This is a genomic window from Mucilaginibacter sp. (assembly GCF_965201005.1).
Classification (GTDB): Bacteria; Bacteroidota; Bacteroidia; order Sphingobacteriales; family Sphingobacteriaceae; genus Mucilaginibacter_A.
On record NZ_OZ241747.1, the window covers coordinates 3,013,095 to 3,039,703 of the forward strand.

General features: G+C 39.7%; 23 protein-coding genes and 1 tRNA gene. 8 read left to right on the top strand and 16 right to left on the bottom strand.

Translation table 11 applies throughout. The annotated features are described in order from the left end of the window. Positions 1-165: 165 nt before the first annotated feature. The 8 genes from ACOFKR_RS13765 to ahcY all read right to left on the bottom strand — a co-directional run bounded on the left by ACOFKR_RS13765 (position 166) and on the right by ahcY (position 11,134). Positions 166-882 carry a pyridoxine 5'-phosphate synthase gene (locus ACOFKR_RS13765; RefSeq protein WP_419801381.1) on the bottom strand — a complete coding sequence of 239 codons (717 nt, stop codon included), beginning with the start codon at positions 880-882 and terminating at the stop codon, positions 166-168. 111 nt (positions 883-993) lie between these two features. After that, positions 994-3,273 (bottom strand): MG2 domain-containing protein, encoded by a 2,280-nt coding sequence (locus ACOFKR_RS13770; RefSeq protein WP_419801382.1) that lies wholly within the window; start codon positions 3,271-3,273, stop codon positions 994-996. 202 nt (positions 3,274-3,475) lie between these two features. Beyond that, positions 3,476-4,651 (bottom strand): DUF4249 domain-containing protein, encoded by a 1,176-nt coding sequence (locus tag ACOFKR_RS13775; RefSeq protein WP_419801383.1) that lies wholly within the window; start codon positions 4,649-4,651, stop codon positions 3,476-3,478. Between the two features lie 5 nt (positions 4,652-4,656). Next, complete coding sequence (locus ACOFKR_RS13780) at positions 4,657-7,413, bottom strand: TonB-dependent receptor (protein ID WP_419801384.1); 2,757 nt, start codon at positions 7,411-7,413, stop codon at positions 4,657-4,659. A 1-nt stretch (position 7,414) separates the two neighbouring features. Beyond that, entirely contained in the window at positions 7,415-8,026 is a 612-nt protein-coding gene (locus ACOFKR_RS13785) for a hypothetical protein (protein ID WP_419801385.1), read from the bottom strand. Positions 8,027-8,487: 461 nt separating this feature from the next. Continuing rightward, positions 8,488-8,754 (bottom strand): cupin domain-containing protein, encoded by a 267-nt coding sequence (locus tag ACOFKR_RS13790; RefSeq protein WP_419801386.1) that lies wholly within the window; start codon positions 8,752-8,754, stop codon positions 8,488-8,490. A 124-nt stretch (positions 8,755-8,878) separates the two neighbouring features. Then, entirely contained in the window at positions 8,879-9,691 is an 813-nt protein-coding gene (locus tag ACOFKR_RS13795; RefSeq protein WP_419801387.1) for a transporter, read from the bottom strand. A gap of 129 nt (positions 9,692-9,820) precedes the next feature. Then, positions 9,821-11,134: an adenosylhomocysteinase gene (ahcY, locus tag ACOFKR_RS13800; RefSeq protein ID WP_419801388.1), complete on the bottom strand. Its 1,314-nt coding sequence runs from the start codon at positions 11,132-11,134 to the stop codon at positions 9,821-9,823. Between the two features lie 154 nt (positions 11,135-11,288). Here ahcY and ACOFKR_RS13805 point away from each other — a divergent pair, with 154 nt between their 5' ends. After that, positions 11,289-11,699 (top strand): BrxA/BrxB family bacilliredoxin, encoded by a 411-nt coding sequence (locus ACOFKR_RS13805; protein ID WP_419801389.1) that lies wholly within the window; start codon positions 11,289-11,291, stop codon positions 11,697-11,699. Positions 11,700-11,755: 56 nt separating this feature from the next. On the opposite strand, the gene ACOFKR_RS13810 is transcribed toward ACOFKR_RS13805, so the two are convergent. Together ACOFKR_RS13810 and ACOFKR_RS13815 are read right to left on the bottom strand one after the other, a co-directional pair. Continuing rightward, positions 11,756-12,037 (bottom strand): type II toxin-antitoxin system RelE/ParE family toxin, encoded by a 282-nt coding sequence (locus ACOFKR_RS13810; protein ID WP_419803643.1) that lies wholly within the window; start codon positions 12,035-12,037, stop codon positions 11,756-11,758. Between the two features lie 7 nt (positions 12,038-12,044). Continuing rightward, complete coding sequence (locus tag ACOFKR_RS13815; protein WP_419801390.1) at positions 12,045-12,305, bottom strand: hypothetical protein; 261 nt, start codon at positions 12,303-12,305, stop codon at positions 12,045-12,047. Between the two features lie 94 nt (positions 12,306-12,399). On the opposite strand from ACOFKR_RS13815, the gene ACOFKR_RS13820 reads away from it, so the two are divergent. Together ACOFKR_RS13820 and ACOFKR_RS13825 are read left to right on the top strand one after the other, a co-directional pair. Continuing rightward, a complete protein-coding gene (locus tag ACOFKR_RS13820) occupies positions 12,400-14,922 on the top strand; it encodes a M1 family aminopeptidase (protein WP_419801391.1) in 2,523 nt (840 codons plus the stop codon). Between the two features lie 124 nt (positions 14,923-15,046). Continuing rightward, positions 15,047-15,391 carry a hypothetical protein gene (locus ACOFKR_RS13825; protein WP_419801392.1) on the top strand — a complete coding sequence of 115 codons (345 nt, stop codon included), beginning with the start codon at positions 15,047-15,049 and terminating at the stop codon, positions 15,389-15,391. 21 nt (positions 15,392-15,412) lie between these two features. Here ACOFKR_RS13825 and purU read toward each other — a convergent pair whose 3' ends face one another. Continuing rightward, positions 15,413-16,204 carry a formyltetrahydrofolate deformylase gene (gene purU / locus ACOFKR_RS13830; protein ID WP_419801393.1) on the bottom strand — a complete coding sequence of 264 codons (792 nt, stop codon included), beginning with the start codon at positions 16,202-16,204 and terminating at the stop codon, positions 15,413-15,415. Between purU and ACOFKR_RS13835 the strand changes: the two genes are divergently transcribed. Then, on the top strand, positions 16,161-16,256 hold the full coding sequence (locus ACOFKR_RS13835) for a hypothetical protein (protein ID WP_419801394.1): 96 nt from the start codon (positions 16,161-16,163) through the stop codon (positions 16,254-16,256). The genes purU and ACOFKR_RS13835 overlap by 44 nt on opposite strands. Positions 16,257-16,286: 30 nt before the next feature. Here the strand turns inward: ACOFKR_RS13835 and cdaA are convergent, their stop codons facing one another. Beyond that, positions 16,287-17,081 (bottom strand): diadenylate cyclase CdaA, encoded by a 795-nt coding sequence (gene cdaA, locus ACOFKR_RS13840; RefSeq protein ID WP_419801395.1) that lies wholly within the window; start codon positions 17,079-17,081, stop codon positions 16,287-16,289. Positions 17,082-17,251: 170 nt separating this feature from the next. Here cdaA and ACOFKR_RS13845 point away from each other — a divergent pair, with 170 nt between their 5' ends. Next, complete coding sequence (locus ACOFKR_RS13845; protein WP_419801396.1) at positions 17,252-18,586, top strand: Gfo/Idh/MocA family protein; 1,335 nt, start codon at positions 17,252-17,254, stop codon at positions 18,584-18,586. A 342-nt stretch (positions 18,587-18,928) separates the two neighbouring features. On the opposite strand, the gene ACOFKR_RS13850 is transcribed toward ACOFKR_RS13845, so the two are convergent. The 4 genes from ACOFKR_RS13850 to recO all read right to left on the bottom strand — a co-directional run bounded on the left by ACOFKR_RS13850 (position 18,929) and on the right by recO (position 21,897). After that, positions 18,929-19,654 (bottom strand): helix-turn-helix domain-containing protein, encoded by a 726-nt coding sequence (locus ACOFKR_RS13850; protein WP_419801397.1) that lies wholly within the window; start codon positions 19,652-19,654, stop codon positions 18,929-18,931. A 68-nt stretch (positions 19,655-19,722) separates the two neighbouring features. Further along, on the bottom strand, positions 19,723-20,760 hold the full coding sequence (locus ACOFKR_RS13855) for an SDR family oxidoreductase (RefSeq protein ID WP_419801398.1): 1,038 nt from the start codon (positions 20,758-20,760) through the stop codon (positions 19,723-19,725). A 200-nt stretch (positions 20,761-20,960) separates the two neighbouring features. Next, positions 20,961-21,035 (bottom strand) — tRNA-Val (locus tag ACOFKR_RS13860). A gap of 136 nt (positions 21,036-21,171) precedes the next feature. Then, complete coding sequence (recO, locus tag ACOFKR_RS13865) at positions 21,172-21,897, bottom strand: DNA repair protein RecO (protein ID WP_419801399.1); 726 nt, start codon at positions 21,895-21,897, stop codon at positions 21,172-21,174. Between the two features lie 204 nt (positions 21,898-22,101). Here recO and ileS point away from each other — a divergent pair, with 204 nt between their 5' ends. Genes ileS through ACOFKR_RS13880 form a run of 3 tightly spaced genes read left to right on the top strand, consistent with a single transcriptional unit; the run spans position 22,102 to position 26,445 of the window. Further along, complete coding sequence (gene ileS, locus ACOFKR_RS13870; protein WP_419801400.1) at positions 22,102-25,452, top strand: isoleucine--tRNA ligase; 3,351 nt, start codon at positions 22,102-22,104, stop codon at positions 25,450-25,452. Continuing rightward, positions 25,449-25,835 (top strand): TraR/DksA family transcriptional regulator, encoded by a 387-nt coding sequence (locus tag ACOFKR_RS13875; RefSeq protein ID WP_419801401.1) that lies wholly within the window; start codon positions 25,449-25,451, stop codon positions 25,833-25,835. Before ileS ends, ACOFKR_RS13875 begins: the two co-directional genes overlap by 4 nt. Positions 25,836-25,839: 4 nt before the next feature. Further along, positions 25,840-26,445, top strand: coding sequence for a lipoprotein signal peptidase (locus tag ACOFKR_RS13880; protein WP_419801402.1), 606 nt, complete (start codon positions 25,840-25,842; stop codon positions 26,443-26,445). Positions 26,446-26,609 lie beyond the last annotated feature (164 nt).

Genomic DNA, 26,609 nt, shown 5'->3' on the forward strand with positions numbered 1-26,609 from the left:
GGTTTTGACCTTTGCCCGTCAACGTTTTGTACAATCGTTACAGGAGATTTACACAAGGTTTTGGAATGCTTCTTTTAGCACTGTTTTTTATGGATGGATAAAAAAGCAAAAACCTGCTGCACTGATTTTTGCACGGTAAAAGAAGTATCAACAACGGAAAGTGTTTTACGCCAAACACAGCTTGTACAACTGTATCGTATTCTCCAAACCCAAATACAAAGCATCCGCAATCAAAGCATGGCCGATGCTTACTTCCAGCAAGCCGGGGATATTTTGGGCAAAATATTTTAAATTATACAAATCAAGATCGTGGCCTGCATTTAAGCCTAAACCTAATTCAACCGCTTTTTCCGCAGCTTTCACATAAGGTGCAATGGCTTGTTCTTTGTGGTGATGAAAGTTGGAAGCATAAGCTTCGGTATAAAGTTCAATGCGGTCAGTTCCGGTTTCGGCGGCAGCTTCCACCATTTCTACAAACGGATCAACAAAAATTGAAACCCGGATATTTTGTGCCTTAAAAACAGCAATGATTTGTTTCAGATAATCCTGATTTTTGATCGTGTCCCAACCATGATTGGAAGTGATCTGGCCTAAAACATCCGGAACCAAAGTAACTTGTGCAGGCTGGTTGGCCAGCACCAAATCAACAAATTTTTGCTCCTGGCAATTGCCTTCAATATTAAATTCGGTTGCAATTACTTTTTTCAGGTCGAAAACATCCTGATAACGGATATGCCTTTCATCTGGCCGCGGATGCACGGTGATTCCTTCGGCACCAAAACGCTCGCAATCCAGTGCTACTTTTACCAAATCCGGGTTGTTGCTGCCGCGCGAATTACGCAGCGTGGCAATTTTATTTATGTTTACGGAAAGATGCGTCATGCTTGTAACAATAGATTTTTGACGAAAGATGTTTTATGATGCTGTTTTTATGGGCTAAAAATATGGCTTCTGCTCCAATTAAAGGTTTTAGTTAATACAAGTCTAAACTCTTCACTTGATACTTGCGTTAAAATCTTGCTTCACCGTAAATTTGAAATATTGATATCCAAGTCCGCCATTCTGAGCTGTCCCTTGCAGCAAACCAACATAGTTCCCTGCCCTGTCCGATGTATAAAAATCCACTTGTGTTTTTCCGTTAACATTTGTAAAGATACTTGGCGACCAATAGAGCACGTTTCTAAAATCGGGAAGCCTGCTTACCTTTTGCTGGTTAGTTTGATAAGCAGGCGAATAAAATTGCCGCTCCAATTGCATACCTTCATAATCTACAATTACCGCTTTTGGATCGAATTCATATCCTGCCAAATCCGATTTATAAGTTCCAAGGTTTAATATTCCTTCAAATTCAGCGGCCTGCCAAAAATATCGGCTGTTGACCAATCCTAAAGTTCTAACTTTTAACGGATCGATTTGCATCACTTTGTCTATGTCAAAAATTGGTACACCATCCAAAATCACCAATGGATCGCCATGCAAAACACTTTTCCCACCAATAACCCGAATATGAAAATGATTTTTCTGTTTTGTTACTTCTACAGACTTTACATATTCACGCAAAACTTCTTCCATCGTTGTGAACCTTGTATAATCATCTAATTTATATCGCACGGCAGAATTACCAAAAAACGAACTACTGTCGATTTTAGCATCATAAAACTGTTTTATCTTAGCTCCTGAATACAAGTTTTGAACCTGCAAATCTATGCTATGCGTTAAAATTATATTTGCTATGTCGGGACTTATATTAAAAGACGCAGGAATACTTGGAATATAATTTTCTGAAAACGGACTCATGATATCGATTCGATAAGTGCTGTCGATATGCTCGTTTGTTTGAACCACAATTTCCTCCGGACCATATAAATCTTTCGTATTAAACAAAAGCTTACCCGACGAATCACTCTTGGATACATATAACTGCACCCTTTTTCCAGGCACTGAAAGATAACTTGTAATGTTTGCCTTCGGTTTGTTGGTCAATATACTTGTAAGTTTTGCAGTAACGATGTGACCGGCATATTCCGGCAAAAAAGAAAACGCCGGCTTTTTACTATCAAGGACTGCGTCCCAGTTAAACTTACTCCAACCTTGTGTCAGCATTAAATTGTCGGTTGCCTCAGTTGCTTCTTTATTTTGATTATCGAAATAATAGTTTGGAGATTCCACGTTCCCGCGCAACTCAGATGTTAACCAAATGGAATTGACAATATTGCAAGAATCAATTTGTTGTAAGGAATCGGTTTGATAAACTGATAAAGATAAATCTGAAAGCAATGGCTTGCCATTTTCATTATTGGCCGATATATCCAAGCTAACTTTCGTTCGCGTTTCGTATTGCTTTTGATTGGTGTTCGTTGTTAAAAAAACGTGTTGTGTAGGCCGCTTGAAGTAAAGTCGTTCGCAAACAGGTTGTCTTTCATCATTAAAAACGGTTAAATGTGAAATTCCTTCGCCTAATAAATCCTTGTCCATCAAAAACTTCGCATTTCCGTCTTTCAACAGGCTACTTTGCATATACTTGGAAACATTTCTGGTATCCGCAAAAAGATAAACGCGCCCATCATTTAAATTGCTATTGATTGTTATTTCCAATTGTTTTTCTTGATCTTTTAATTGGACAATATATCCCTGCTTATTAATTGGCGGAAGTTCTTTAAAAATCTTCTTTTTTTCTTTATCGATATTTACGATTACTTTATAAGTCTCGGCAATATCAGGCTTAAAAATAAAATTCCCCATTCCGAATTTTAGCGGAGAAAACTTTACAATTGTGTCGTTATGTTGATTAAGGATTAACCCATTAAAATTGACACCTTTACCATCTCTGCCAACAACTTTTAATGCCACTTTACTACTTAAACCATTAACTAAATTGCCACCCTCCGGAAAAAACTGAATATCGTAATCCGGCGTAATGTTATTTTTTGCAACATCAACTGATTTTAGCGGATTTATTATAGCGATCGTCTTGTAAAAATAGCTTTCCACACCAAAATTCTTCATCCAATTGGTGTATGCCCTTAATTTATAATTCCCGTTAGAAGCAGAAACTGGTAAATAAACTGAACCGTTTCCACAACCTTCCCGGTTTATAGCGACTTTTGCTTGTATTATCGGTATATTGTTACTATCCAGTATTTCTAAGTAAACTGTTTTACTTGTGTTGAGAGGTAAATGATTTTTTACATCAACATTGTAAATTTTAAACCATACAATTTCCCCTGTGAGATATACACTTTTATCAGTGTGTACAAACAATTTCTCCTGCAAAGTTTTTTGCCAATAACCATCAAACTGTTTTTGAATTACGTTTACAGTTTGCCCAAAAATATTGAAAGAAGATGCAATCAATATGATGAAACTTAAAACTGCATTGTTGATAATCCTTCTCATTGATTTAAGTTTGGTAAGTTTTTGAATGCTTCTTTTATCATATAAAAAATCGTAAAAACAACTCTGTTTATTTAACGGCTTATTTAAAAAATGGCGGTTTAATGGTCGTTCCAAATGGAGGTTTTAAACGGCAATCAATACACCCTTTTGGTGCATAAGAATATCCGTAAATCACGCCGTTAAAACCCTGATCTGTAATCAGCACACTGTCGCCCCTTGCAAAAGTATTATTAGCGCGTTGATCGAAAGAACTCGCCGGCGCGATCGAGATTGACTTTGCCCTGCATACCATCGTATCGGGCGGCGGAATATAATAAGGCGTGTACAAGGCAATATTGTTATGATCAATAAATATGCGTTTTGATTTAACTGTAGAAACGCTTATAAAACCAAGTACAGGTATTTCCGGATGTGTAATGCAATGAATATTACCTGTAATGGTTGAGGGCTGCGCATCAAAAATAGAACCTAAATTTTCGGTATTTTTTTTTAAGTTTTCCCAATAACTATAAGCTGCCTGTGTTAAGCCGTACTGTTTCAGCAAAAAACTATAACCATTTGATATTTTTCCGGAAACAGCTGCAACATAATTAACAGGCTGCAAGTTAATTATATCTTGCGCTAATTTTTCCGAACTGCCAACAACTATTTGTTTCGAAAATTGGCTTTTATAACAAGTATTGATGGAAGCGCTAATCGATCTTGGAACTATTTTCCCATTTAAAAATTGATAGATTGATTGATGAAAAGACACATAAGCCCATGTTTCTTCAAAGCTCCAGCGATAATAACGGGTTTTGTTTTGCGGGTCGTGCGTGTTTACATAAAACTGAATACCGGTGTTGGTAACTTTGTATGGGATACTGTCAATATCAGGTGTGTTGATGGCCGCCAATAATTCCGATGTATATTCGTTTCCATCGGCAGTAAGTATGTGTAACTTGTATTTGTGGGTGTTGCTCAAATTTAAAAGTGCTGAATATTTCCCCGCCGCAAGTTCGGTTAACGGATAGTTGTTGTTATTTTCATCCTGCACGCTTACTGCGGCTTTAGGTTCTGGCTTAGCTACGGTATTACTATCCAATTTAATAGTCCTACTTAAAGAAATCGTTGTTGTATCTGCACCCGTATTAATCAAACCTTCAACCACCAAATAGTTGGTATTTACCGCAATTGCGGGCGGGTTATAAGATTTTTTACAACTGAAAACTACTCCAAGGATAAATAGCGATAAAAGAAGTATGATATTCTTCATAGAACTTAAAATCTAACGTTATAGTTAATAAAAGGTATTGGGCGCGCGAATATGGAAAGCTGATATCCATTAACTGCGCCGCCTTGTTCAACAAAATAAGTTGAATAAGCATTTTGACGGCCTGTTAAATTGTAAACGCCGATTGTAAATGAATTGTGAAAACGTTGATGTATCTTGTGATTGCCTTCGATGTTCATGGAAAAATCCGACCGGAAATAATCCGGGATGCGATATTGATTTCTGTCAGAATATAAGACCCTTTCAGAACCTGCGTAAACATATTTTGCAATCGGTAAAGTAATTGGTCGGCCGGTACTATATGTTACGTTCAAAGAAATGCTGAAACGATGTGATAAACGATAATTACCGGTGAAGTTAAAATCATTCGGTTTATCAAAGTTCGCGGGATAATAATTTCCGTTATTGATCAAGTCGCCAACACTTGGGTCATCTTGCTTTAAAAAAGTACGCGAATAGGTATAACTCATCCAACCATTTAGGTTTCCGGCAGTTTTCCGCAGTAAAAATTCTGCACCATAAGCTTTTCCCTGTGTGCCAACTACGTCGGTTTCTACATGATGGTTTAATATCAAAGTTGCACCGCTTTTATAATCCAGGTAATCTTTCAACCTTTTATAATATACTTCCACAGAAAGTTCAATTGTATTTGCCTTTGCATTTTTATATAAACCTAAAGAAACCTGATCTCCGTATTGCGGTTTGATATTCGGATCGCTTAACTTGTAAACGTCAGTTGGGGAAATAGCAGTGGTATTGGAGAGTAAATGAATATATTGCCTCAATGTATTATAACCAGCTTTTATCGATAGGTTATCTGCGAGATTGTATCTTGCAGAAATGCGGACTTCCGGCCCGTGATATGTTTTGATAATTTTATTGTTTTGATAAGTTGTGCTATCAATAACGTTAGCGTTTTCCTTTGGAAGGTTTGGTGCATAATTATAAACAGTTTGCGGGCCTAAAAAATTATACAAAGAATAACGCAATCCAAGGTTAATCAACAGATCTGGCGTCACCTCATACTTATCTCCAATATAAAGTGCGCTTTCCAATGCTTTTTCTGCGGGGACAATATTAGGTGCAACCAAAGATTGGTTTCCATTTGGCTGTAAACTACCCGGATTTAATTTATATAAAATCGAACTCAGGCCATAATTTAAAGTATGTTTCGTGTTTAAATAATTGGTAAAATCAGCTTTAAAATTAGACTGGTTAATATTGAACCCAAGTTTGTAGGCGTTGATCGGATTGTCCGAACTGGAAACATTGTATTGATAATAATCATCCCCCAAAGTAAAAACACTATAAAACTTGTCGGTAAAATTGTGCTTCCATTTGACGTTGATGTTCCTGTTGCTGTACTCATAAGTGGTATCGCTGTTGAGTTTAAACCGGTCGTGGCTGAGATAACTGGTCAAATACAAATTATTTTTTTTGTTGATCTGATGACTTATGTCCAAGTTCAGATCATAAAAAGACGCCGAACTGTGCTTGTAATCTTCAGGGAGCAATTTTAACAACCAGTCAGAATAGGTAGTCCTGCCACCAAAAATAAAAGATGTTTTGTCCTTAACGATTGGCCCTTCGATGTTAAACCTGCTGGTGAGCAATCCGATACCTGCTGATCCGGTAAATTTTTTCTTGTCGCCTTCGCGGTTCGTCACATCTAAAACAGAGGACAAGCGACCGCCGTATTTCTCCGGAATACTACTTTTATACAACTCAACATCTTTAACTATATCAGGGTTAAAGGCGGAAAAGAAACCAAAAAAGTGTGCCGGATTATAAATTGTCGAGCCATTTAGTAAGATCAAATTTTGATCTGTTGAGCCACCGCGAACGTTAAATCCCGTTGTAGCTTCGCCAACAGACTGCACGCCGGGCAAGGTCAATATTACACGCAACACGTCGGCTTCGCCAAAAACCGTGGGAACTTGTTTAATACTTTCTATATCGAGCCTGTTTACACCTAATTCGGCACTACGTATGTTGGCTACTTTTTCTGCGGATATTTGTACTTCTTTTAGCGTCGTGATTTGTTCCCGCATTTCAATATTTAGCTGCCCGTTGCCATACAATAAAAGCTGCCTTCTGGCATCGCGCATCCCGATTCCCCGCACCGTCAAAGTTTGCCGTCCGCGGGGCAAAGTAAGCGTATAAGAACCGGATAGATCTGTTGCGGTACTTACTTTAGAATTTAACACAATTATAGTGGCACCAATAACTGCATCGCCTGATTTAATATCTTTGACATAGCCACTCAAGGTCGTCATGCCCGGTTGGATTGTATTGCTTTTGATACCAATTTCATAAAGTTTATTTTCAGTAGTTGCATCTGTGATTTGCTTGCTGTTGTCGATGTTGTAAGCGTTTGTTGTTAACCCTTGCGTCTGCACCTGTTTTCCATTTAAAAATCCATTGGCAAGTCCTGTTTGTATCGTCCTTCCTTTAGTCAATAATATTTCATGATTTTGGGTTATCGCAAAATGAAAATCAGTATTTTGAAAAGCGAGTTCTAAAATCGTTTTCAGCGGTTGGTTGTCAACTTGCAACGTCACTTTCAAACTATCCAACTGCGCAGGGTCATAATAAAAACGATAACCGCTTTTAGCTTCCAAGTCTGCAGCAAACTGTTCTACTTTAGCATCCCGAAAATTTACGCTGATTGTTGCATTTGGCTTTTGCGCTAAACACATTCCTACGATTGAAAATAGTAAAATGAGCAAGGAAAGTTTTTTCATATTAATCTTTTAGCTGATCATAAAAAAAAGCAATTTTTACCAATGCCTGTTCCAAACCTTTTTTATAATCAAGATTATTGCTTTTGATATATAAGCGCAATGGTGTTTGCTTGTCTTTCAATGCTTTTAGGATAGACGACTTTCCGTTAATACTAAAATATCGATCTCCTTTTTTCAAATAAATCTCCTTTTTAGCAGTAGTAAAATAACGCTCCAAACTACTTGAAGTACTTATTTGCATTGTTTTGGATGCCCTCACCAGAACTTGGGTTTTCCCTTTATAAAGTTCTTCATAAATCCCGTTCTTAATACCGGGATTATCTAAGCTATCTACATTTATCGATACAAAATGCTGCCCTGAAAGATCAAAGTATTGTAATTTGTCATTAAGCAAAACGTAACTGGAAACTTTATTATAATGCAGCGCAACTAACTGATCTTTAAAAACATCATACTTAACCGGAACATTTTTATATAATATGTTATCATAATACACCGTTGCGGGTTTCCAAATATTTACATCGTTATAAAATGGGTTGCTTTTGATGGCAGGATCAGCCTCATTATATTCCGGTCCATTATACAATCTTGACTGCTCCCCGATGCCGGACATATAATTTTGAACGTAATTATTGAGTACTACTTGCTGCCCCGTAGTATCTGAAGCAAAATTTTGACTATGGGATTTTTGAAAAATAAACAAGCAAACAAACAAAATAATTATTTTTTTCAGCATAACTTACTTGTCTTTTAGGTAAAAGAAGGAAGACAACTAAAGTAAAATACTTTAGTTAAATAATCAAGTAGTCTACTTTTTATTATTTATTTTTGTTAAGCCGAAACTGAAGTCATAAAAAATCCCGAAGTTCCATTTATCTTATCGATGGTTACTTTTATAAAATAAATTTATCATGCATAAATAAGTCTATGCTTCTTTTATCATCATAAAATTTAAAATTTGATTTTATTGCATTAAAAGAAGTATATTTTAATTGGTGGATAAAACGACTATTTTAAAGGGCAACATTTGTTCAAATGTTCAACACATAAACCGTTTTGCTTTTACCATTATCTTTATATCTTGTCCAAAGTTTCGCGCGTCAATTTTCCTTTTGTATCTCCCGTATTTAATGTTGAAGCAGGTTCAAAAAGCAGTACCGAAACTTCTTCCTCGGCAAATGGCTTATGTTCCACGCCTCGCGGAACAATCAAAAATTCCCCTGTTCCAATTTCAATTGTTTTATCGCGGAATCCGATTTTCAGCTTTCCTTCCAAAACCAGGAAAAGTTCATCTTCATCATCGTGTTTGTGCCAAACAAAATCACCTTTAAGTTTTACCAACTTAACATGTTGTCCGTTTAGTTCCCCAATAATTCTGGGGTTCCAATAATCTGGGGTTCCAATAATCAGAAAACAAAGAAAGTTTTTGGGAGATGTTTATTTTTTCCATATCAATTTCAGATTTTTATAACCTAAACGCAATCCCTGTAAAAAACGCATGGTCTGCTGATTTTTGAATTCCCAAGTTAAATCCTAAATCAATCATGACCGATTTAGAAATGCCATATTGCAAAGCTGCATCAAAATAATTACTGATGTTTTTTGCTTTGAAATCATAGGTGTAATAAGTTTCTAAAAAACCGTTTAAGTTTTTATTGAAAATTGGATGCCCGATATTTACAGATTGCAATAGTTGATTGTGCAAACCATCGCCTGCATCATCTTTCAAACGGTCGCTTTCAATCTGCGTACTTAGCTGCCATTTGTTTTTCAATTTGAACATAACCGGCACAATCAAACCAAATTCGTAACGGGAGTTTTCTTCGTAATGATTGGTTGAAAAAGTTAAATATGGAATTATGGCCAGCGAAATATTGCCGTCATTACCCAAAAAATTCTGCTTTAAACGAAGCGTAAGATCACCAAAACCACCATCTTTTGTTTTTTCTTTTGTTGCCAGATTTTGATTGAACTGTTGTGCAAAAGTTTGGACGTTAAGTTGCAAGGCCAAACTGTTTGTCAATCCAAGTTTTATGTTGAAATAATTATAAAGCAAAGCATGTTGCTTACTTTCATCAGTGGTTTTGTACTGATATTGTACAAAAGCAGCTTCGTATTGCACGTGCCCGGCATCAACCGTATAAGGAGATTCGGTTATGTTTGGCCGGTCTGGGTCCATTTCCCGCAACGAATCTTTTGGCGTGGGATGAAAAAGGTCATAACGCTTTTTAATCGGCTTTTCTGTTTTTGGCAGATCTTGCGCTGATACTTGCGACATAATTTTGCAAGATAAAAACAGTATCAGTAAAGTAAATTTTGGGGTCATAAAAGATATATTGGCAAAAACAATTTAAAATAAAAAAGCCACTTTTATAAAGTGGCTTTTTTAAAGATATATCAAAAATTATTAATACCGGTAATAATCAGCTTTATACGGACCGTCAACTTTTACACCAATGTAATCCGCCTGGTAATTTTCCAATTCTTCCAGTTCAACACCAATTTTTGCTAAGTGCAACCTTGCAACTTTTTCGTCCAATGTTTTTGGTAAAGTATAAACTTTGTTTTCGTACTTGTCTGTATTTGTCCAAAGTTCTAATTGTGCCAAAGTTTGGTTGGTAAAAGAAGCACTCATCACGAAACTTGGATGCCCGGTTGCACAACCCAAGTTTACTAAACGGCCTTCTGCCAATACAATTACATCTTTGCCATTGATGGTATATTTATCAACTTGTGGTTTAATTTCAATCTTGGAACTTCCGTAATTTTCATTCAACCAGGCCATATCAATTTCATTATCAAAGTGGCCAATGTTGCAAACAATCGCTTTGTCTTTTAACGCACGGAAATGTTGTTCTTTTACAATATCACAGTTTCCGGTTGCGGTAACTACAATGTCTGCTTCGGTAATGGCAGTCGAAAGTTTCTTCACTTCAAAACCTTCCATTGCAGCTTGCAACGCACAAATCGGGTCAATTTCGGTTACAATCACACGAACGCCGGCATTGCGCAAAGAATCCGCAGAACCTTTACCCACATCGCCATAACCGCAAACCACGGCAACTTTTCCGGCCATCATCACATCGGTTGCACGGCGAATGGCATCAACCAAAGATTCGCGGCAACCATATTTATTGTCAAACTTGGATTTGGTAACCGAATCGTTGACGTTGATGGCAGGCATCGGCAACGAACCGTTTTTCATGCGCTCGTACAAACGGTGAACGCCAGTGGTCGTTTCTTCAGACAAACCTTTGATGCCTGCAACCAACTCCGGATATTTATCCAAAACCATGTTGGTCAAATCGCCGCCATCGTCCAAAATCATGTTCAACGGTTCCTGGTTTTCGCCAAAATGCAGCGTTTGCTCAATGCACCATTCAAATTCTTCTTCGTTCATCCCTTTCCAGGCATAAACCTGGATTCCGGCAGCCGCAATTGCCGCCGCAGCATGGTCTTGAGTGGAGAAAATATTGCAGCTCGACCAGGTAACTTCTGCACCCAATTCGATCAATGTTTCGATCAAAACAGCGGTTTGGATCGTCATGTGCAAACAACCGGCAATCCGTGCACCTTTTAATGGTTTTGATGCGCCGTGTTCCTGGCGCAATGCCATCAAACCGGGCATTTCTGCCTCGGCCAAATCGATTTCTTTGCGGCCCCATTCGGCCAAATTAATATCTTTTACTTTGTAGGGTGTGTAGGTTTCTACTAATGACATAAATGCTTCTTTTATCGTGCAAAATTAGGTATTAAAAGGTTTGTAATGAAATAAGGTTTGGCTGCGTTGTCAGTTCTGTGTTAATATTTTGGTTAGGTTAATGCTGATAAATTCAATTGATTAGATTTGTGTAGATTTTTAAAAGCAGAGAAACATGTATCCAGAATATTTAGTTGCCCCGATGCGGGAAGATTTGACAAAAGTTGGTTTTACAGAACTGAAAAACGCCGAAGAAGTAAAAAACGCCATTGAAAGCGAAGGAACAACATTTGTAATGGTCAATTCGGTTTGTGGCTGTGCGGCCGCCAATGCGCGCCCGGCTGCAAAAATGGCCACTAAAAACAGTAAAACGCCCGATAAATTTGTCACCGTTTTTGCCGGGATGGAGCGCGATGCCGTAGATGCCGCCCGCGATTACATGCTGCCTTATCCGCCGTCGTCCCCATCAATGGCTTTGTTTAAAGATGGGAAATTGGTGCACATTATCGAGCGTCATCAAATTGAAGGACGCCCGGCACAAATGATTGCCGATAACCTGGCTTACGCATTCGACCAGTATTGCTGATGCTGTTTTTATCGATATAAAATTGAAATCCGGTAAGTTTAGATTTGCCGGATTTGTTATTTACTGGTTTTTTTGCGCGGATGACGACTGGTGTGGAAAATAGAAACAATGGTGATGATCCCGGCTTGTTGATCAACTGAGTAAATAATTTGGAACGGGAAGATTTTCATTAAAGCTTGATGATACCCTTTTTTTGATTTCGGAAAAATTAACGGTTGATTTAAAATCACAGCAGTCTCGATATCAAATTGATCAACAAATTTTTCATCTAACCCATCTTGCTGGTTCATGTACCAGGAGATAATATCAACAAATTCTTGATTGGCCCGGGCAAGCATTACAATTTTAAACCGCACTTTCTTCCTTAAAATTTTTAATCATTTCCCTTGCATTAAACAATACTTCCTCCAACGGAATGCTTTTTGCAGTTCCGTCTTTGTATTCTTTTAATCTGCTGTCCATTTCGGCCACAAATTCCGGGTCGTCCCAATGATCATACAATACTTTTACTTCGCTTTCTAAAACCATATAAAGTGCCTTCACTTTTTCTTCGTTCGCCGAGTCGATATAACCGTGTAGCCTTTTCTTTATTTCGGATGTTTTCATAAAATAAACTTTATCAAATTTAACATAAACTTTATTATTTGCCGGATGATTGTAAATTTACAAAATACAATAATTACATTTCTTTATCACAAAAATGAACCCCAACCGCTTTAAACGATTTGCTGTGTTTGGTGCAGCTTTACTGATCTCGTCTGCCATTTTTGCACAAAACCCAACCAAAGATTCGGCATTATTAAAAATCTATCACGGATCTGCACCAAAAATAAACGACTTGGTAAACACCAAACTGGATGTGCGTTTTGATTACGCCAAACATTATTTGTACGGTAAAGAATGGGTTACGCTGAAACCGCATTTTTACGCTACGGATTCGCTTACCCTGGATGCAAAAGGAATGGACATCAACCAGATTGCTGTTGTAAAAAATGGCAAAAATGTGCCGCTGAAGTTTTCGTACGACAGTTTAAAGCTGAAGATCAACCTCGACAAAAAATATACTTCCGCAGAAAACTACACCGTTTACCTGAGTTATACGGCCAAGCCGGATCAGTTAAAAGCAGTTGGGAGTGCGGCGATCAGTGATGCCAAAGGTTTGTATTTTATCAATTCGGACGGCGCAGACAAAACAAAACCGATCCAAATCTGGACGCAGGGCGAAACCGAAAGTTCATCGGCCTGGTTCCCTACGATTGATAAACCAGACCAGAAAACGCTGCAGGAAATCAGCATGACGGTTCCTTCCAAATACGTTACCTTATCAAACGGAAAACTGATCTCCCAAAAACCTGCCGGAAATGGCCTGCGCACCGATACCTGGAAAATGGACAAGCCCAACGCGCCTTATCTTTTTATGATGGCCGTGGGCGATTTCAAAATCTACAAAGATCATTATAAAGACAAGGAAGTAAACTATTATTTGGAACCCAAGTATGCTCCTTTTGCCAAGCAAATTTTTGGTTTTACGCCGGAACTGATTGGTTTTTATTCGCAGAAACTGGGCGTTGATTTCCCCTGGAACAAATACAGCCAGATTGTGGTGCGCGATTATGTGAGCGGTGCGATGGAAAACACCACGGCCACTTTGCACGGCGAATACGTGCAGAAAACCGCCCGGGAAATGCTGGACGATAATTACAGCGCAGGCGAAAGTACGATTGCGCACGAACTTTTCCACCAGTGGTTTGGCGATTATGTAACAACAGAAAGCTGGAGCAATTTAACAGTAAATGAATCTTTTGCAGATTTCAGCGAAACGCTGTGGGCCGAACATCGTTATGGAAAAGATGAAGGCGGCGCACATATTTATGAAAACCTGCAGGCTTACCTCAACTCAAAAGATGCGCAGACAAAAAACCTGGTGCGGTTTCATTATGTAGATAAGGAAGATATGTTTGATGTGGTTACGTACCAAAAAGGCGGCTGCATTTTGAACATGCTGCGGAATTATCTGGGGGAAGATGCTTTTTTTAGCGGCTTAAATTTGTACCTCCGCCAAAATGCTTTTGGCAACGGCGAAGCGCAACAATTGCGTTTGGCCTTTGAAAAAGTGAGCGGCAAAGATTTAAACTGGTTTTTTAACCAATGGTATTACGGTGCAGGCAACCCGGATTTAACAATTAATTACCATTGGGACGAAGCCGGGAAAACACAATCCGTTTACCTTGCCCAAACGCAGGAAGGTGCAGCATTTACACTGCCGATGGCGGTTGATATTTATGCCGGCGGAAAGATGGAACGCCACCAGGTTTGGATGAAAGGCAAAAGCGATACGCTGACGTTTAAACTTCCGGTAAAACCCAACCTGGTGAATGTAGATGGCGATAAGGTGATCATCGCTAAAAAAACAGATAACAAAACCACGGAAGAATTTGCATTTCAATATTTTAACGCGCCATTGTATATAGATCGGCTGGAAGCCATCCTCGCTTTGACCGGCAAACAAAACGATGCCGATGCACGCAAGGTAATGCTGGCCGCACTGAAAGACAAATATTATGGTTTGCGCACCCTGGCCATCCGCAACATCAGCCTGAGTGATGCGGCAACAAAGCAGTCCGCTTTACCGATTTTAACCAACATCGCCCAAAACGATCATAACAATACGGTAAAAGCAACTGCAATAGTTGCTTTGGGCAGATTGAAGAACCCGGCTGATTTATCGTTGTTTAAATCCGCTTTAAACAGCCAGTCTTACGCGGTACAAGGCGCGGCTTTAACGGCTTTTGCGGCACAAAACCCGGCCGGTGGTTTGCAACTGGCCAAAGGTTTTGAAAAAGACAATAAGGGCGCGCTTACCAGGGCAATTGTATCGGTTTATGCGGCACAAGGAGGAGAAACCGAACTGCCTTTTGTAAGTAAAGCTTTTGATGAAGGTACGCCGCAGATAAAATTCAACACCATGCAGCAAGGTTATATCAATATGCTGGGCAAAATCAACGATACGCAAAAAGTAAATGCACGTGTTGATGCTTTTAAAGATTTTGCCATAAAATATAAACAATTTGGTATCGATCAGCCGGTTGTATCTATGTTAAATCAGCTTAAAACACAAAAACAAACGCAGGCAAACCAGGCAGACGCTGCATTAAAAAGCCAGCTCAACGCGCAGGCAGATTATATTACCAAAGCGGTCGATCAAATCAACGGCAGCAAATAAGCATACTGTTTTTACCGGTATAAAAATGGGCATCTGCAATAATTGGAGATGCTCTTTTTATGGAGGAAAAACCTGTAAAACTTTCAGCAGTAAAATTTGTAAATTAGTGGTTAACAATAAGATCATGAAAAAACTGCTTTTCTTTATCATCCTTGCCGGCGTTGCTTATAAGCTGAAAGCCCAGGACAAAACGTTTAAAAATCCGTTTGACAAAGACAATTATAAAGATGGTTTTTCTGTTAAGCCGGTTTATCCTAAAAGTTTTATCAACCCCGAAATATTAATACAACCAAAGCAAAATCTGATCGCCAATAATTTGGTTACTTATGCTGAAATGGACAAAATGCCGATTGTAAAACCGGCAGGAAAATGGAATATGCCGGTTGTTAAACCCGGTGGAAATTATAAAATGCCAATTATCGGTTTGCCACCAGTGGTCAAAAAGGATTCGGCCTTGTTCAAGCCTTAAAAAACACCGGTAAAAACAGCATCATTCAAAAATCACGGTTTTGTTTTTGTGCACAAAAACGCGGTCGTCAAACACCAATCGCAAGGCTTTGGCCAGCACGGAAGTTTCAATTTCCTGCCCGGCTTTCATCATGTCGTGGGCTGATAATGAGTGGTTTACAGGAATGATCTGCTGCGTGATAATCGGGCCTTCATCCAGTTCGTTCGTTACAAAATGCGCAGTGGCACCGATCAGTTTCACGCCGCGCTCAAAAGCCTGCCGGTACGGGTTTGCACCAATAAAAGCGGGCAAAAACGAATGATGGATATTGATCAGCTGCTGCGGAAATTGCGAAACAAAATCCGGCGATAAAATCCGCATAAACTTGGCCAGCACCACATAATCGGGTTCAAACTGCTTGATTAAACTGATAATTTTTTGTTCTGATGCTTCTTTTGGCACCGAAAAATCATACAAAACCGGATAAAACGGAACTTCAAAACGTCGGCAAAGATCCTGCAGGTTATCATAACTGCCGATCACGGCCTGCACAGTTGCGCCCAGCGTCCCAAAGAAATTACGGATCAAAATATCGGCCAGGCAATGGTATTCTTTGGTTACCAAAACCACAATTTTTTTCTGCGGGTTTGGGTTGATGCCGATCACCGCATCATCGGGCAAAATATTTTTAAGCTGATTTTCAAGCGTAACAACATCCGCGGGCTGCTCCACTTCCAAACGCATGTAAAAACGGTTTTCGGCTTTGTCAACATACTCGTTCATTGAAACTATGTTCAGGTTTTCTTCCAGCAAAATCCCCGAAATGGCCGCCACCAAACCTACACGGTCCCGACATTGTATTAAAATAATCATCAATTCTTTATAAGGTTTAAGATTGAGGCTGATGCTGTTTTTATCAGTTAAAATCTTTGTTCAGCAGTTTTTCCAGCTCCGCGAAACTGAGGTTCATGCGCACTTTCCCTTGTTTGGCATAAGCAATTTCGCCGGTTTCTTCGGATACGATCAGTGCCGTTGCATCGCTGGCTTCGGAGATGCCAATGCCTGCCCGATGGCGCAAACCAAACTGCAGCGGCAAATCAGTTTTATCAGTTAAAGGCAAAATGCAGCTGGCCGATTTGATTTTATTTTGGGCGATGACCACGGCCCCATCGTGCAGCGGACTGTTTTTCTGAAAAATGCTTTCGAGCAAACGCTTGGTGATTTTGGCATCCACATATTCGCAGCTGTTGTGAAAAAACTCTTCGTCATAATACTTTGCAAAAACGATTAATGCCCCAATGCGGTTTTGCTGCATGGTTTTACAAGCATCTACAATGGGTTTTATGCGTGTCAGGTTATTTTTTTCTTCTTCCGGATGGCCGAAAAAGTATTTCCACCAGGCTTTGTTTCTTTGCAGCGATGCGTTGCGGCCCACCAGCAGCAAAAACCGCCGGATCTCCTGCTGAAAAACCACAATCAGGGCTAAAATGCCCACGTTCATAAAATTGCCCAAAATACCGGTGAGCAGGCGCATATTTAAAGCCCTCACCACAAAATATAAAGCGCAAATAATGGCCAAACCGATAAAAATATTTGCTGCAATGGTGCCACGGATCAGGTTATAAATCTGAAACAGGATGATGGCCACGAGCACCACATCGAGCACATCAAAAAAAGTTACATGTAAAAAATCAAGGTTAAACGGCAGCATTTGCACGAAGTTAGGATATTCCGGGAAATCAGTTTAAAAATTTCAGCTAATCGGCCCAAAAAACCGGTGCTGTTTTTATCGGCATAAAAATGATCTGGGCAGAAACCAAACGCCGGCAGAAGAGTTTTTTAAACCGAACCAGATTAATAACCAAAAAAACAAAAATCAACATGGATTTTGAAGAAACAGAACAATCAATACCAAACCAAAAAGCGTACGACCGCCGGCAGTTTATAGAAAGTGCAGGCAAAGGTTTGCTGGCGGCCACCGTAGTTGGCGGGATTGCCCCGATCGCTTCCGCAGCGGCAGAAGATGTGGACGGCGCAGCAGGAAACCCCGGCCCAATGTCGGCAGCAATAAAAGTGGTTGGCCCGAACCAGCACGCGGCCAGCGAAGGCGAAAGGACCAATTACGCCACGATTTTGCCGAAAGACAAGCGCGTAGGCTATGCCATTGTAGGGATCGGCGAATTGACTTTGGAAGCGATTTTGCCCGGATTTGGTTCTGCAAAAAACGCTAAAGTGGTGGCTTTGGTAAGCGGCGATCCGGAGAAAGCCCGAAAAGTGGCCATGCAATATGATGTTCCGCAGAAAAATATTTACAATTACCAGAACTTTGACAACATCAAAAACAACCCCGAGATTGATGCCGTTTACATTGTGCTGCCCAATTCGATGCACGAGGAATTTGTGATCCGCGCAGCAAAGGCCGGTAAACATGTTTTGTGCGAAAAACCGATGACCACTTCGTCCAAATCTGCCGAACGGATGATTGATGCGTGTAAAAAAGCCGGTAAAAAACTGATGATCGCTTACCGGATCCAATACGAACCGAACAATAAAGAGATCAAGAATTTTACCCGCGAAAAAAAGTACGGCCAGGTTAAAGTGATTTCATCCAACAACATCCAAAACATTGGCGACCCGAAACAATGGCGCTTAAACAAAGCTTTGGCCGGCGGCGGTTCTTTGCCGGATATTGGTTTATACAACATCAATACCAACCGCTATCTGCTTGGGGAAGAGCCATATATGGTGAACGCCAGCATTTATACTACGCCAAACGACCCGCGTTTTAAGGAAGTGGAAGAATCGGTGATGTTCCAGATGTTTTTCCCAAGCGGTGCCATTGCCAACAACACTTGCAGTTACGGTGCACATAACTCTAAACATTATCGTTGTTATGCAGATAATGGTGGCTGGTTTGGCATGGACCCGGCGTTTGATTATAAAGGTTTAATGCCCGAAGCCAGCCACGCCGAAGGTAAAGTAGAAAATAAAATGAACCCAAAAATACAGGAAAAAGACCAGTTTGCCCTGGAAATGGATCATTTTTCGGAATGTGTGATCGAGAACAAAACGCCTTACACGCCCGGCGAAGAAGGTTTGCAGGACCAGAAAATCATGGAGGCAATTTATGAATCTGCCCGCACCAACAAACCTGTACAATTAGAACGGATCGAAAAACTGGACGCTTTTAGAGGAACGCCGCCAACGGAAGGGTAAGTTTGATTTTTTGTAAAACAGTAAAGTCGAAGAAACTTCTTCGACTTTACTGTTTTTAGGGATATTTTTTCATCTCTTTAGAAGCTGTTGAAATATATACAATGCTTCTTTTATGCGGGTAAATTTTGTTTTAAACTTTTTGCTGATTGTAAAATCTATCAAAACCACCAAATTTTAGGTGATAAAAGAAGCATTGGAAACCTTATAATGGAATTTAAACTGAGCCCAAACGCCCCGGAGTTGTACAAATGAATGGATATCAAAGTACAATATTCGGTTCAACGGCCAAATTTAATAGAATCAACCATGTTTAAACTTAACCCTGATATTGTAAAACCCATGTTAGCTGCTGGTTTTTTTCTTTCGGATCAAGTCTGTGGGGTTTTGATGATATTGTTTCTTAAATGCAAATGAAAAATGCGATAAGTTTTCAAACCCCAGATCTAAATATACATCTTTCGGGTTTTTTTCGTGTTTATCAATCAGAAAATAAGCTTCTTGTAATCTTTTTTTTAATAACCAATTACTTGGCGTATCATCAAACACTGTCTTGAAATCCCTTTTAAATGATGAAATACTCCGCCCGGTCAGGTAAGCAAAGCGTTCGTTGCTCACATTGAATTTGTAATTACGGTTCATAAATTCTTCTAAATGCACTTTGCCGGGTATATCGTAATTAAAGAAAACACCAGTAAATGTTGGTTCAGTTTTCAGTAGAATAATCAATAATTCTTCGTATTTTAAATCTTCAAAGGCTTCATCTAACTTCATAATGCCTTTGTAATATGGCTTTGTGGATTGTATGAAATTTTCAATTAAATCTGTTTTCCGGGTTTTGATAATGGCATCTTCTTCTTTAACATTTGTTGCAGGAATTTTATGTTTTATCTGAAACTTATGCAGAAACTTTTCTTCAAAGCAAAATATTATAGGTTCAAATCCATCCTGACTATCTTTTATAAAATATTTTAGCAAACGGTTTTTTCGGGCGATACCACAGTCGCCTGCATTGAAAGTATAGTTTTTGTTTCCGTCAAAAAAATCAATTGCCCCTTTAACAATATACATAAATATAGTGTCGGGTATGAATTGCTCTTTTAAAATTTTCGATTTTATATCTTTTGCTAAATCTCCCATTATATGATTTTATATTTAATCATACTTTCCATAGCCGCAAGTATTGCCTGTTCTTTTGTAGCAACAGGTTTCCAGCCCAAAGTATCCTTTGCTTTTGCATTGCTTACGTTACGGTTTACGTTCAAAAGTAATTTACCTTCTTTTGCTTTTTTGTTAAAAAGTGATGCTAAATTTAAAACAAAATCGGGCACTTTCCGGGTTGAAACTTTTGTTGCTATGTTTGGCAGTTTTTCTTTCAGAAGGGCAGCAATTTCAGGCATTGAAATCTGACCGTCTGCGGTAGCAATGAAACGATTGCCGTTGGCTTCAGGAATTGTCATGGCAAGGATATGCAAATCGGCCACATCTCTTACATCCACAATATTTAAAGGAATATTTGGAACAGCTTTCATCGAGCCGTCCAGCAAATGTTTTAGGATGCCAAAACTGCCGGAAATATGTGCATTTAAGGATGGGCCCAAAATAGCAACAGGATTAATGGTGGCAAATTCTAAAATGCCGCCTTCATTTCTTATAAATTCCCAAGCTGCTTTTTCTGCCAAAGTTTTTGATTTTTCATAAACCGACAATCCTTTTTCGTTGGGGTTTGTCCAGTCTGATTCAGTTGTTTCTATGTTTTTATCAGTATGGCTAAACCCAACCGCCCCAAAATTTGAAGTCATTACCACACGTTTTACACCTGCATTCTTTGCAAATTTTAATACACGAAGGATACCTTCAACTGCTGGTCGTGTAGCTTGTTTTTCGTCTTTTGGGGTATCAAAAAAAACAGGAGAGGCTACACTCAATACATATTTGCAGCCTTTCATTGCTTCTTCCCAGTTATCATCTTGGGTTAATTCTGTTAAAGCAAATGAAAGGTTGTCAAATGCTGAAATTCCATTTGCTTTAAGTGTTTCGATTAATTTGTCTTTACTTTTTAAGCTGCGGATTGTGGTTTTTACTTGGTAGTCTTTTTGCAATAGTTGTAAAATGATTTGCATCCCAACAAAACCAGTTCCACCAGTTACCAATACTGGTTCTTTAATATTTGTCATTTTCTTTATATTTTGTACAGCAAAAATCAGTATAAACTAAAACTTAAACTTTGTTTAAAAGTCCAATTTTACTTTGTTGGTAAGTCCACGGATTCTGATAATTTTGAGGTGCCTGTTAAAATCACACCTAACAGATTTGTTGGAGTAGATGCAAAACAAAAAAGGGGTTACAATTAAATGTAACCCCTTTGTATAAAATGTGGGAGATACTGGGTTCGAACCAGTGACCCTCTGCTTGTAAGGCAGATGCTCTGAACCAGCTGAGCTAATCTCCCCTTTTGGGACTGCAAATATAGAAGTGAAAATTAGTTATGCAAAATATTTTTTTAGTTTTTTTAGAAGAGGTCCAATGCTGTTTTTATCAGGTTTATTTTTGGTGAAGCTTGTTCCTGAACGCATTTTTGTTTATCCTCAACCCAACACTTCTTCCAGCACTTCATGCGAACGGATTTGGCCAAACCCATCAATATGCAGCGCATAATATTCCAGCAAGCGGTCTAAAATAAATTTGCGGATATCATTTGGGATCTTGATTTCAGGCAAATCTTCAAAGTTCCTGCCGATCAGTAAGTTAAAATATTGCGTGTATGGCGGTGCCAGAAACAGATTGTGCTCCGGCCGTTTGGCTACGAACAAACCATCTTTTAAATCAAAAAAAGAAGCGGTTTCGCCTGAGTTTTTCTCCGGATGAAAACCCAGATAACGGCTCAGCTGCACCATGAACAGCAAATGAAAATTGGCCAAACCCAGTTCCTGATGATCCAGCCATTCCACAGAATGAAAAATAAAGTTGAACAGTGTTTCGTCGGTTTCCTGCTGGCGGATGGCTTTATAGATCACTTCGTTCAAAAAAATAATCAGCGAACTTTTGACCACGCCATAAGGGATTTCGGTCAAAACCGGCACGTTCCGCAGTTCGGCCACGCGCTGGATATTGCCGTTCGGTTTGTGATAAACCACCATTTCCAGCAAATGCAGCGGCTGCAGCATGTTACGGCTGATTTTGGCGCGCGGTTTTTTCACACCATTAATCAGGTATGCCTGCAGCCCGAATTTCTCCGTAAAAATTTGCACCACCACGCTGCTTTCGCTGTAATCGGTCGTTTTAAATACAATGCCGCGGGTTTTATGTAACATCCTGCTAAACTAAAACAATCCGGTTGACCGCAGAAAAACGATGCTTCTTTTATCGCCATAAAATTACTATCGTCCATCCAATTTTTATGGCGATAAAAACAGTATTGCCCAGCTAATTCCAACCAATTTGTTTTACATAATCCAATTAAAAATCTCAGTAAAAACCGTATTTTTGCACCTCAAAAATCTGAGGTAAACGCATTGATGTACAAGGAATATAAGCAGCTTAACCTGCCGGAGCTTGGAAACGAAGTCCTGGAATTTTGGAAGCAGAACAACATCTTCGAAAAAAGTATCAGCAGCCGCCCGGCCAGCAAACCTTACACTTTTTATGAAGGCCCGCCTTCGGCCAACGGAATGCCCGGCATCCACCACGTGATGGCGCGTTCCATCAAAGATATTTTTTGCAGATATAAGACCTTAAAAGGCTTTCAGGTAAAACGCAAAGGCGGCTGGGACACGCATGGTTTGCCGATTGAGCTGGCCGTTGAAAAAGCGTTAGGCATCACCAAAGACGACATCGGCAAAAAGATTTCCATTGAAGATTACAACGCCGAATGCCGCAAGGAAGTGCTGAAGTACACCGATGTTTGGAACGACCTGACCGAGAAAATGGGTTATTGGGTTGATCTCGAAGACCCTTATATCACTTACAAAAACGAATATATCGAAACCCTTTGGTGGATTTTAAAGGAGTTTTACAACAAAGGTTTACTTTATAAAGGTTATACCGTGCAGCCTTATTCTCCTGCGGCAGGCACGGGCTTGAGTTCGCATGAACTGAACCAGCCGGGCTGTTACCGCAATGTAAAAGATACATCAATTACTGCCGAATTTCATTTGATCAATAATCAAATTCATCCTTTAATTCCGGTTTTGTTTGAAGAAGAAACCGAAGATACGACGATTTTAGCTTGGACAACCACGCCTTGGACTTTGCCTTCCAATTGTGCGCTGGCTGTGGGCGAAAACATTGATTACGTAAAGATAAAAACCTTTAATCCATATACTTACGCGCCGGTCAGTGTGGTTTTGGCGAAGGTTTTAATCAACCAATATTTTAAAAAAGAAGGCGAAAATGCTTCTTTTACCGACTATAATTCGGGCGATAAAATTATTCCATGGGAAATTGCTGCCGAATTTAAAGGCGTAGAACTGATTGGTTTGCGTTATCATCAACTGATGTCTTATGTTGATAACGAAGACCTCGAAAAGAACGCTTTCCTTGTTATTCCCGCTGATTTTGTGACAACAGACGAAGGGACCGGAATTGTACACACGGCTTCTATTTTTGGTGCCGACGATTTTCGCGTGGCAAAAGCAAACGGCGTTCCTTCAGTTTTAGTAAAAGATGAAAACGGAAAAGAAGTTCCGTTGGTGAATAAACAAGGCCGATTTGTTGATGAAGTAACTGATTTTGCAGGCAAATTTGTAAAAGAAGAATATTACAGCGATGCCGAACGCCAGGACCCTGATTTTAAACCGACGGACGTTCTAATCGCCATCAAATTAAAAGAAGACAACAAAGCGTTCGACGTAAAAAAATACGAACACAGTTACCCGCATTGCTGGCGCACCGATAAACCGATTTTATATTATCCGCTGGATAGCTGGTTTATCAAAACAACGGCCGTAAAAGAGCGGATGGTGGAATTAAATAAAACTATCAACTGGAAACCGGAATCAACCGGCACCGGAAGGTTTGGAAACTGGTTAGAAAATTTAGTGGACTGGAATTTATCGCGTTCGAGATATTGGGGAACGCCGCTGCCGATTTGGAGAAGTGAAGATGGTTTGGAAGAAATTTGCATCGGCTCGATTGCTGATCTAAATCAGGAAATCCGGAAATCCATCGATGCTTCTTTTATGCCACAAAACTTTGTGCTGAACGATCTGCACCGCCCTTTTGTGGATGACGTAATTTTGGTTTCTCCAAGCGGTAAAAAAATGTTCCGCGAACCGGATTTAATCGATGTTTGGTTTGATTCTGGTGCAATGCCTTACGCACAGCACCATTTTCCGTTTGAAAATAAGGAAGCTTTTGCAAACTCTTTTCCCGCAGATTTTATTGCTGAAGGTGTTGACCAAACGCGCGGCTGGTTTTTTACTTTACACGCCATCGCGGTGATGTTAATGGACAATGTGGCGTATAAAAACGTGATTTCCAACGGTTTGGTGCTGGATAAAAACGGCAACAAAATGAGCAAGCGTTTAGGCAATGGCGTTGATCCGTTCAAAACCATCGAAAAATATGGTGCCGATGCCACGCGCTGGTACATGATTAGCAATGCATCGCCTTGGGACAATTTGAAATTCAATTTAGAAGGCTTGGATGAAGTGCGACGCAAGTTTTTTGGTACTCTTTATAACACTTATTCTTTCTTTGCTTTGTATGCCAATATCGATGGTTTTAAATATGAAGAAGCAGAGATTGAGTTACAAAAACACCCGGAAATTGACCGCTGGATTTTATCATTATTAAATACGTTAAGCGCAGAAGTTGATAGTTTTTATGCTGATTTTGAGCCGACAAAAGCAGCACGCGCCATTCAGGATTTTGTAGATGCGCATCTTAGTAATTGGTACGTTCGGTTGAGCCGCCGCCGTTTTTGGAAAGGCGATTATAGCGAAGATAAACTTTCGGCTTACCAAACTTTATACACTTGTTTAGTTACAATTTCGAAATTAATGTCGCCGATTGCACCGTTTTTTGCCGAGCGTTTGTTTGGCGATTTAAACTCAATCACCCAAAAAGAAAATGTGGAATCCGTGCATTTGGCAGATTTTCCGGCTTATCATCAAGATTTGGTTGATGAAGATTTGGAAGAACGGATGCAGCTGGCACAAGATATTTCATCGTTGACGCTTTCACTTCGGAAAAAAGTTGGGATCAATGTCCGCCAGCCTTTAAGCAAAATTTTACTGCCGATTTTAAATCCGCATTTTCAGCAGCAGGTGGAGCAGGTGAAAGATTTGATCTTATCGGAAACGAACATCAAAAACATTGAGTTTTTAACGGACGATGCTTCTTTTATCAGTAAAAAAATCAAGCCGAACTTTAAAGCTTTAGGCAAAAAAGTGGGGAAAGATATGAAGCTGGTTGCGGAAGCAATTGCCCGATTTAACCCGGAAGAAATAAGCGAACTGGAACAAAACGGGCAAATTTTGATACCAAATACTTCTTATTTAATCCTTTCTTCGGAAGTAGAAATTTCTGCCGAAGATGTTCCCGGATGGCAGGTGGCAAGTTTAGGAAAGCTGACTGTTGCTTTGGATGTAGCTATAAATGAGGGACTTAAACAGGAAGGGATTTCGCGCGAACTGATCAACCGTATTCAAAACCTGCGCAAAAACAATGGCTTTGAAGTGACCGACCGGATCAATGTACGCATCGAAAACAAACCAATTGTGGCAGAGGCCGTAAGAAATAATTTATCCTATATTTGCGCCGAAATTTTGGCCGATAATTTGGTTTTGGACATGCAGCTGGATAAAGGTGAAAAAGTGATGATAAACGAAGACGAATTATTGATTGAAATAAAAAAAGCAGAATGAACGAACAAAAAGAAAAAAACAGATATTCTGATGCTGAACTGATAGAATTTAAAGAGCTGATTTTAGAAAAACTCCGTGTTGCCAAACAGGAATTACATGCGCTGACTTCCTCATTGAGCAGTCCGAACTCTAACGGGACAGATGATACTTCGGGCACGTATAAAACGCTGGAAGATGGTTCTGCCACGCTGGAAAAAGAGCAGATTAACCAACTGGCCGCACGTCAGAAAAAATTTATCGAGCAGTTGGAAGCAGCTTTGGGGCGAATTGAAAACCGTACTTATGGCGTTTGCAGGGAAACCGGAAAACTGATCCCGAAAGAGCGTTTACGCGCTGTGCCGCATACTACGTTAAGTATGGAAGCCAAAATGAAGCAATATTAACTGGATGAAATCAACCTATACCAAGCCTTTTTTGATCGCAGCTTTTGTTGTGCTGGCAGACCAGATCCTGAAAACCTGGGTACGTACGCATATGTACCTCGGCCAGGAAATAAAGCTGTTGGGCAATCGTGGTTTTCTGCATTACACCGAAAACAACGGCATGGCTTTTGGCTGGGAACTGGGCGGGGAAGCGGGCAAATATGCTTTAACATTGTTCCGTATTATTGCTGTTTCGGGTATTGCTTATGGTTTGGTTTATTTGATTCAGCATAAATATCATCGCGGATTGATCATTACAATTGCGCTGATTTTTGCCGGCGCGCTGGGCAATATTATTGATTCAACTTTTTACGGTCAGCTTTACCATTATGCGCCGCTGCTGCAAGGCCGCGTGGTGGATATGTTTTATTTTCCGCTTTTGTCTGGCGTTTTTCCCAATTGGGTGCCGGTTTGGGGCGGAGAAGAATATATCTTTTTCCGGCCGGTTTTTAATATTGCAGATGCGGCGATTTCTGTTGGTGTGATCCTGATTTTACTCAACCAAAAGAAGTATTTTAAAGAAGATATTAAGGAAGAACCGCAGCCAAACAGTGAAGTTGTGGAAGAATAACACGAACCTGAACAAGATCAATCAGGATAAAAACAAGGCCGGAAACTATTCCGGCCTTGTTTTTTAACAACGGTTTTGATACTGTTTTTATGCCGGTAAAAACAGTATCTGTAACTAAGCTGTATATTTTTCTTGTTGAGAAAGAATACTTTAGCGTTTTTTGT

What these genes read in the sequence shown, in the direction of transcription:
- ACOFKR_RS13765 (WP_419801381.1), bottom strand. Translation starts at nt 882, where the DNA reads ATGACGCATCTTTCCGTAAACATAAATAAAATTGCCACGCTGCGTAAT.
- ACOFKR_RS13775 (WP_419801383.1), bottom strand. Translation starts at nt 4,651, where the DNA reads ATGAAGAATATCATACTTCTTTTATCGCTATTTATCCTTGGAGTAGTT.
- ACOFKR_RS13780 (WP_419801384.1), bottom strand. Translation starts at nt 7,413, where the DNA reads ATGAAAAAACTTTCCTTGCTCATTTTACTATTTTCAATCGTAGGAATG.
- ACOFKR_RS13785 (WP_419801385.1), bottom strand. Translation starts at nt 8,026, where the DNA reads ATGTCCGGCATCGGGGAGCAGTCAAGATTGTATAATGGACCGGAATAT.
- ACOFKR_RS13795 (WP_419801387.1), bottom strand. Translation starts at nt 9,691, where the DNA reads ATGTCGCAAGTATCAGCGCAAGATCTGCCAAAAACAGAAAAGCCGATT.
- ahcY (WP_419801388.1), bottom strand. Translation starts at nt 11,134, where the DNA reads ATGTCATTAGTAGAAACCTACACACCCTACAAAGTAAAAGATATTAAT.
- ACOFKR_RS13805 (WP_419801389.1), top strand. Translation starts at nt 11,289, where the DNA reads ATGTATCCAGAATATTTAGTTGCCCCGATGCGGGAAGATTTGACAAAA.
- ACOFKR_RS13810 (WP_419803643.1), bottom strand. Translation starts at nt 12,037, where the DNA reads ATGCTTGCCCGGGCCAATCAAGAATTTGTTGATATTATCTCCTGGTAC.
- ACOFKR_RS13815 (WP_419801390.1), bottom strand. Translation starts at nt 12,305, where the DNA reads ATGAAAACATCCGAAATAAAGAAAAGGCTACACGGTTATATCGACTCG.
- ACOFKR_RS13820 (WP_419801391.1), top strand. Translation starts at nt 12,400, where the DNA reads ATGAACCCCAACCGCTTTAAACGATTTGCTGTGTTTGGTGCAGCTTTA.
- ACOFKR_RS13825 (WP_419801392.1), top strand. Translation starts at nt 15,047, where the DNA reads ATGAAAAAACTGCTTTTCTTTATCATCCTTGCCGGCGTTGCTTATAAG.
- ACOFKR_RS13835 (WP_419801394.1), top strand. Translation starts at nt 16,161, where the DNA reads ATGTTCAGGTTTTCTTCCAGCAAAATCCCCGAAATGGCCGCCACCAAA.
- cdaA (WP_419801395.1), bottom strand. Translation starts at nt 17,081, where the DNA reads ATGCTGCCGTTTAACCTTGATTTTTTACATGTAACTTTTTTTGATGTG.
- ACOFKR_RS13845 (WP_419801396.1), top strand. Translation starts at nt 17,252, where the DNA reads ATGGATTTTGAAGAAACAGAACAATCAATACCAAACCAAAAAGCGTAC.
- ACOFKR_RS13850 (WP_419801397.1), bottom strand. Translation starts at nt 19,654, where the DNA reads ATGTATATTGTTAAAGGGGCAATTGATTTTTTTGACGGAAACAAAAAC.
- ACOFKR_RS13855 (WP_419801398.1), bottom strand. Translation starts at nt 20,760, where the DNA reads ATGACAAATATTAAAGAACCAGTATTGGTAACTGGTGGAACTGGTTTT.
- recO (WP_419801399.1), bottom strand. Translation starts at nt 21,897, where the DNA reads ATGTTACATAAAACCCGCGGCATTGTATTTAAAACGACCGATTACAGC.
- ileS (WP_419801400.1), top strand. Translation starts at nt 22,102, where the DNA reads ATGTACAAGGAATATAAGCAGCTTAACCTGCCGGAGCTTGGAAACGAA.
- ACOFKR_RS13875 (WP_419801401.1), top strand. Translation starts at nt 25,449, where the DNA reads ATGAACGAACAAAAAGAAAAAAACAGATATTCTGATGCTGAACTGATA.
- ACOFKR_RS13880 (WP_419801402.1), top strand. Translation starts at nt 25,840, where the DNA reads ATGAAATCAACCTATACCAAGCCTTTTTTGATCGCAGCTTTTGTTGTG.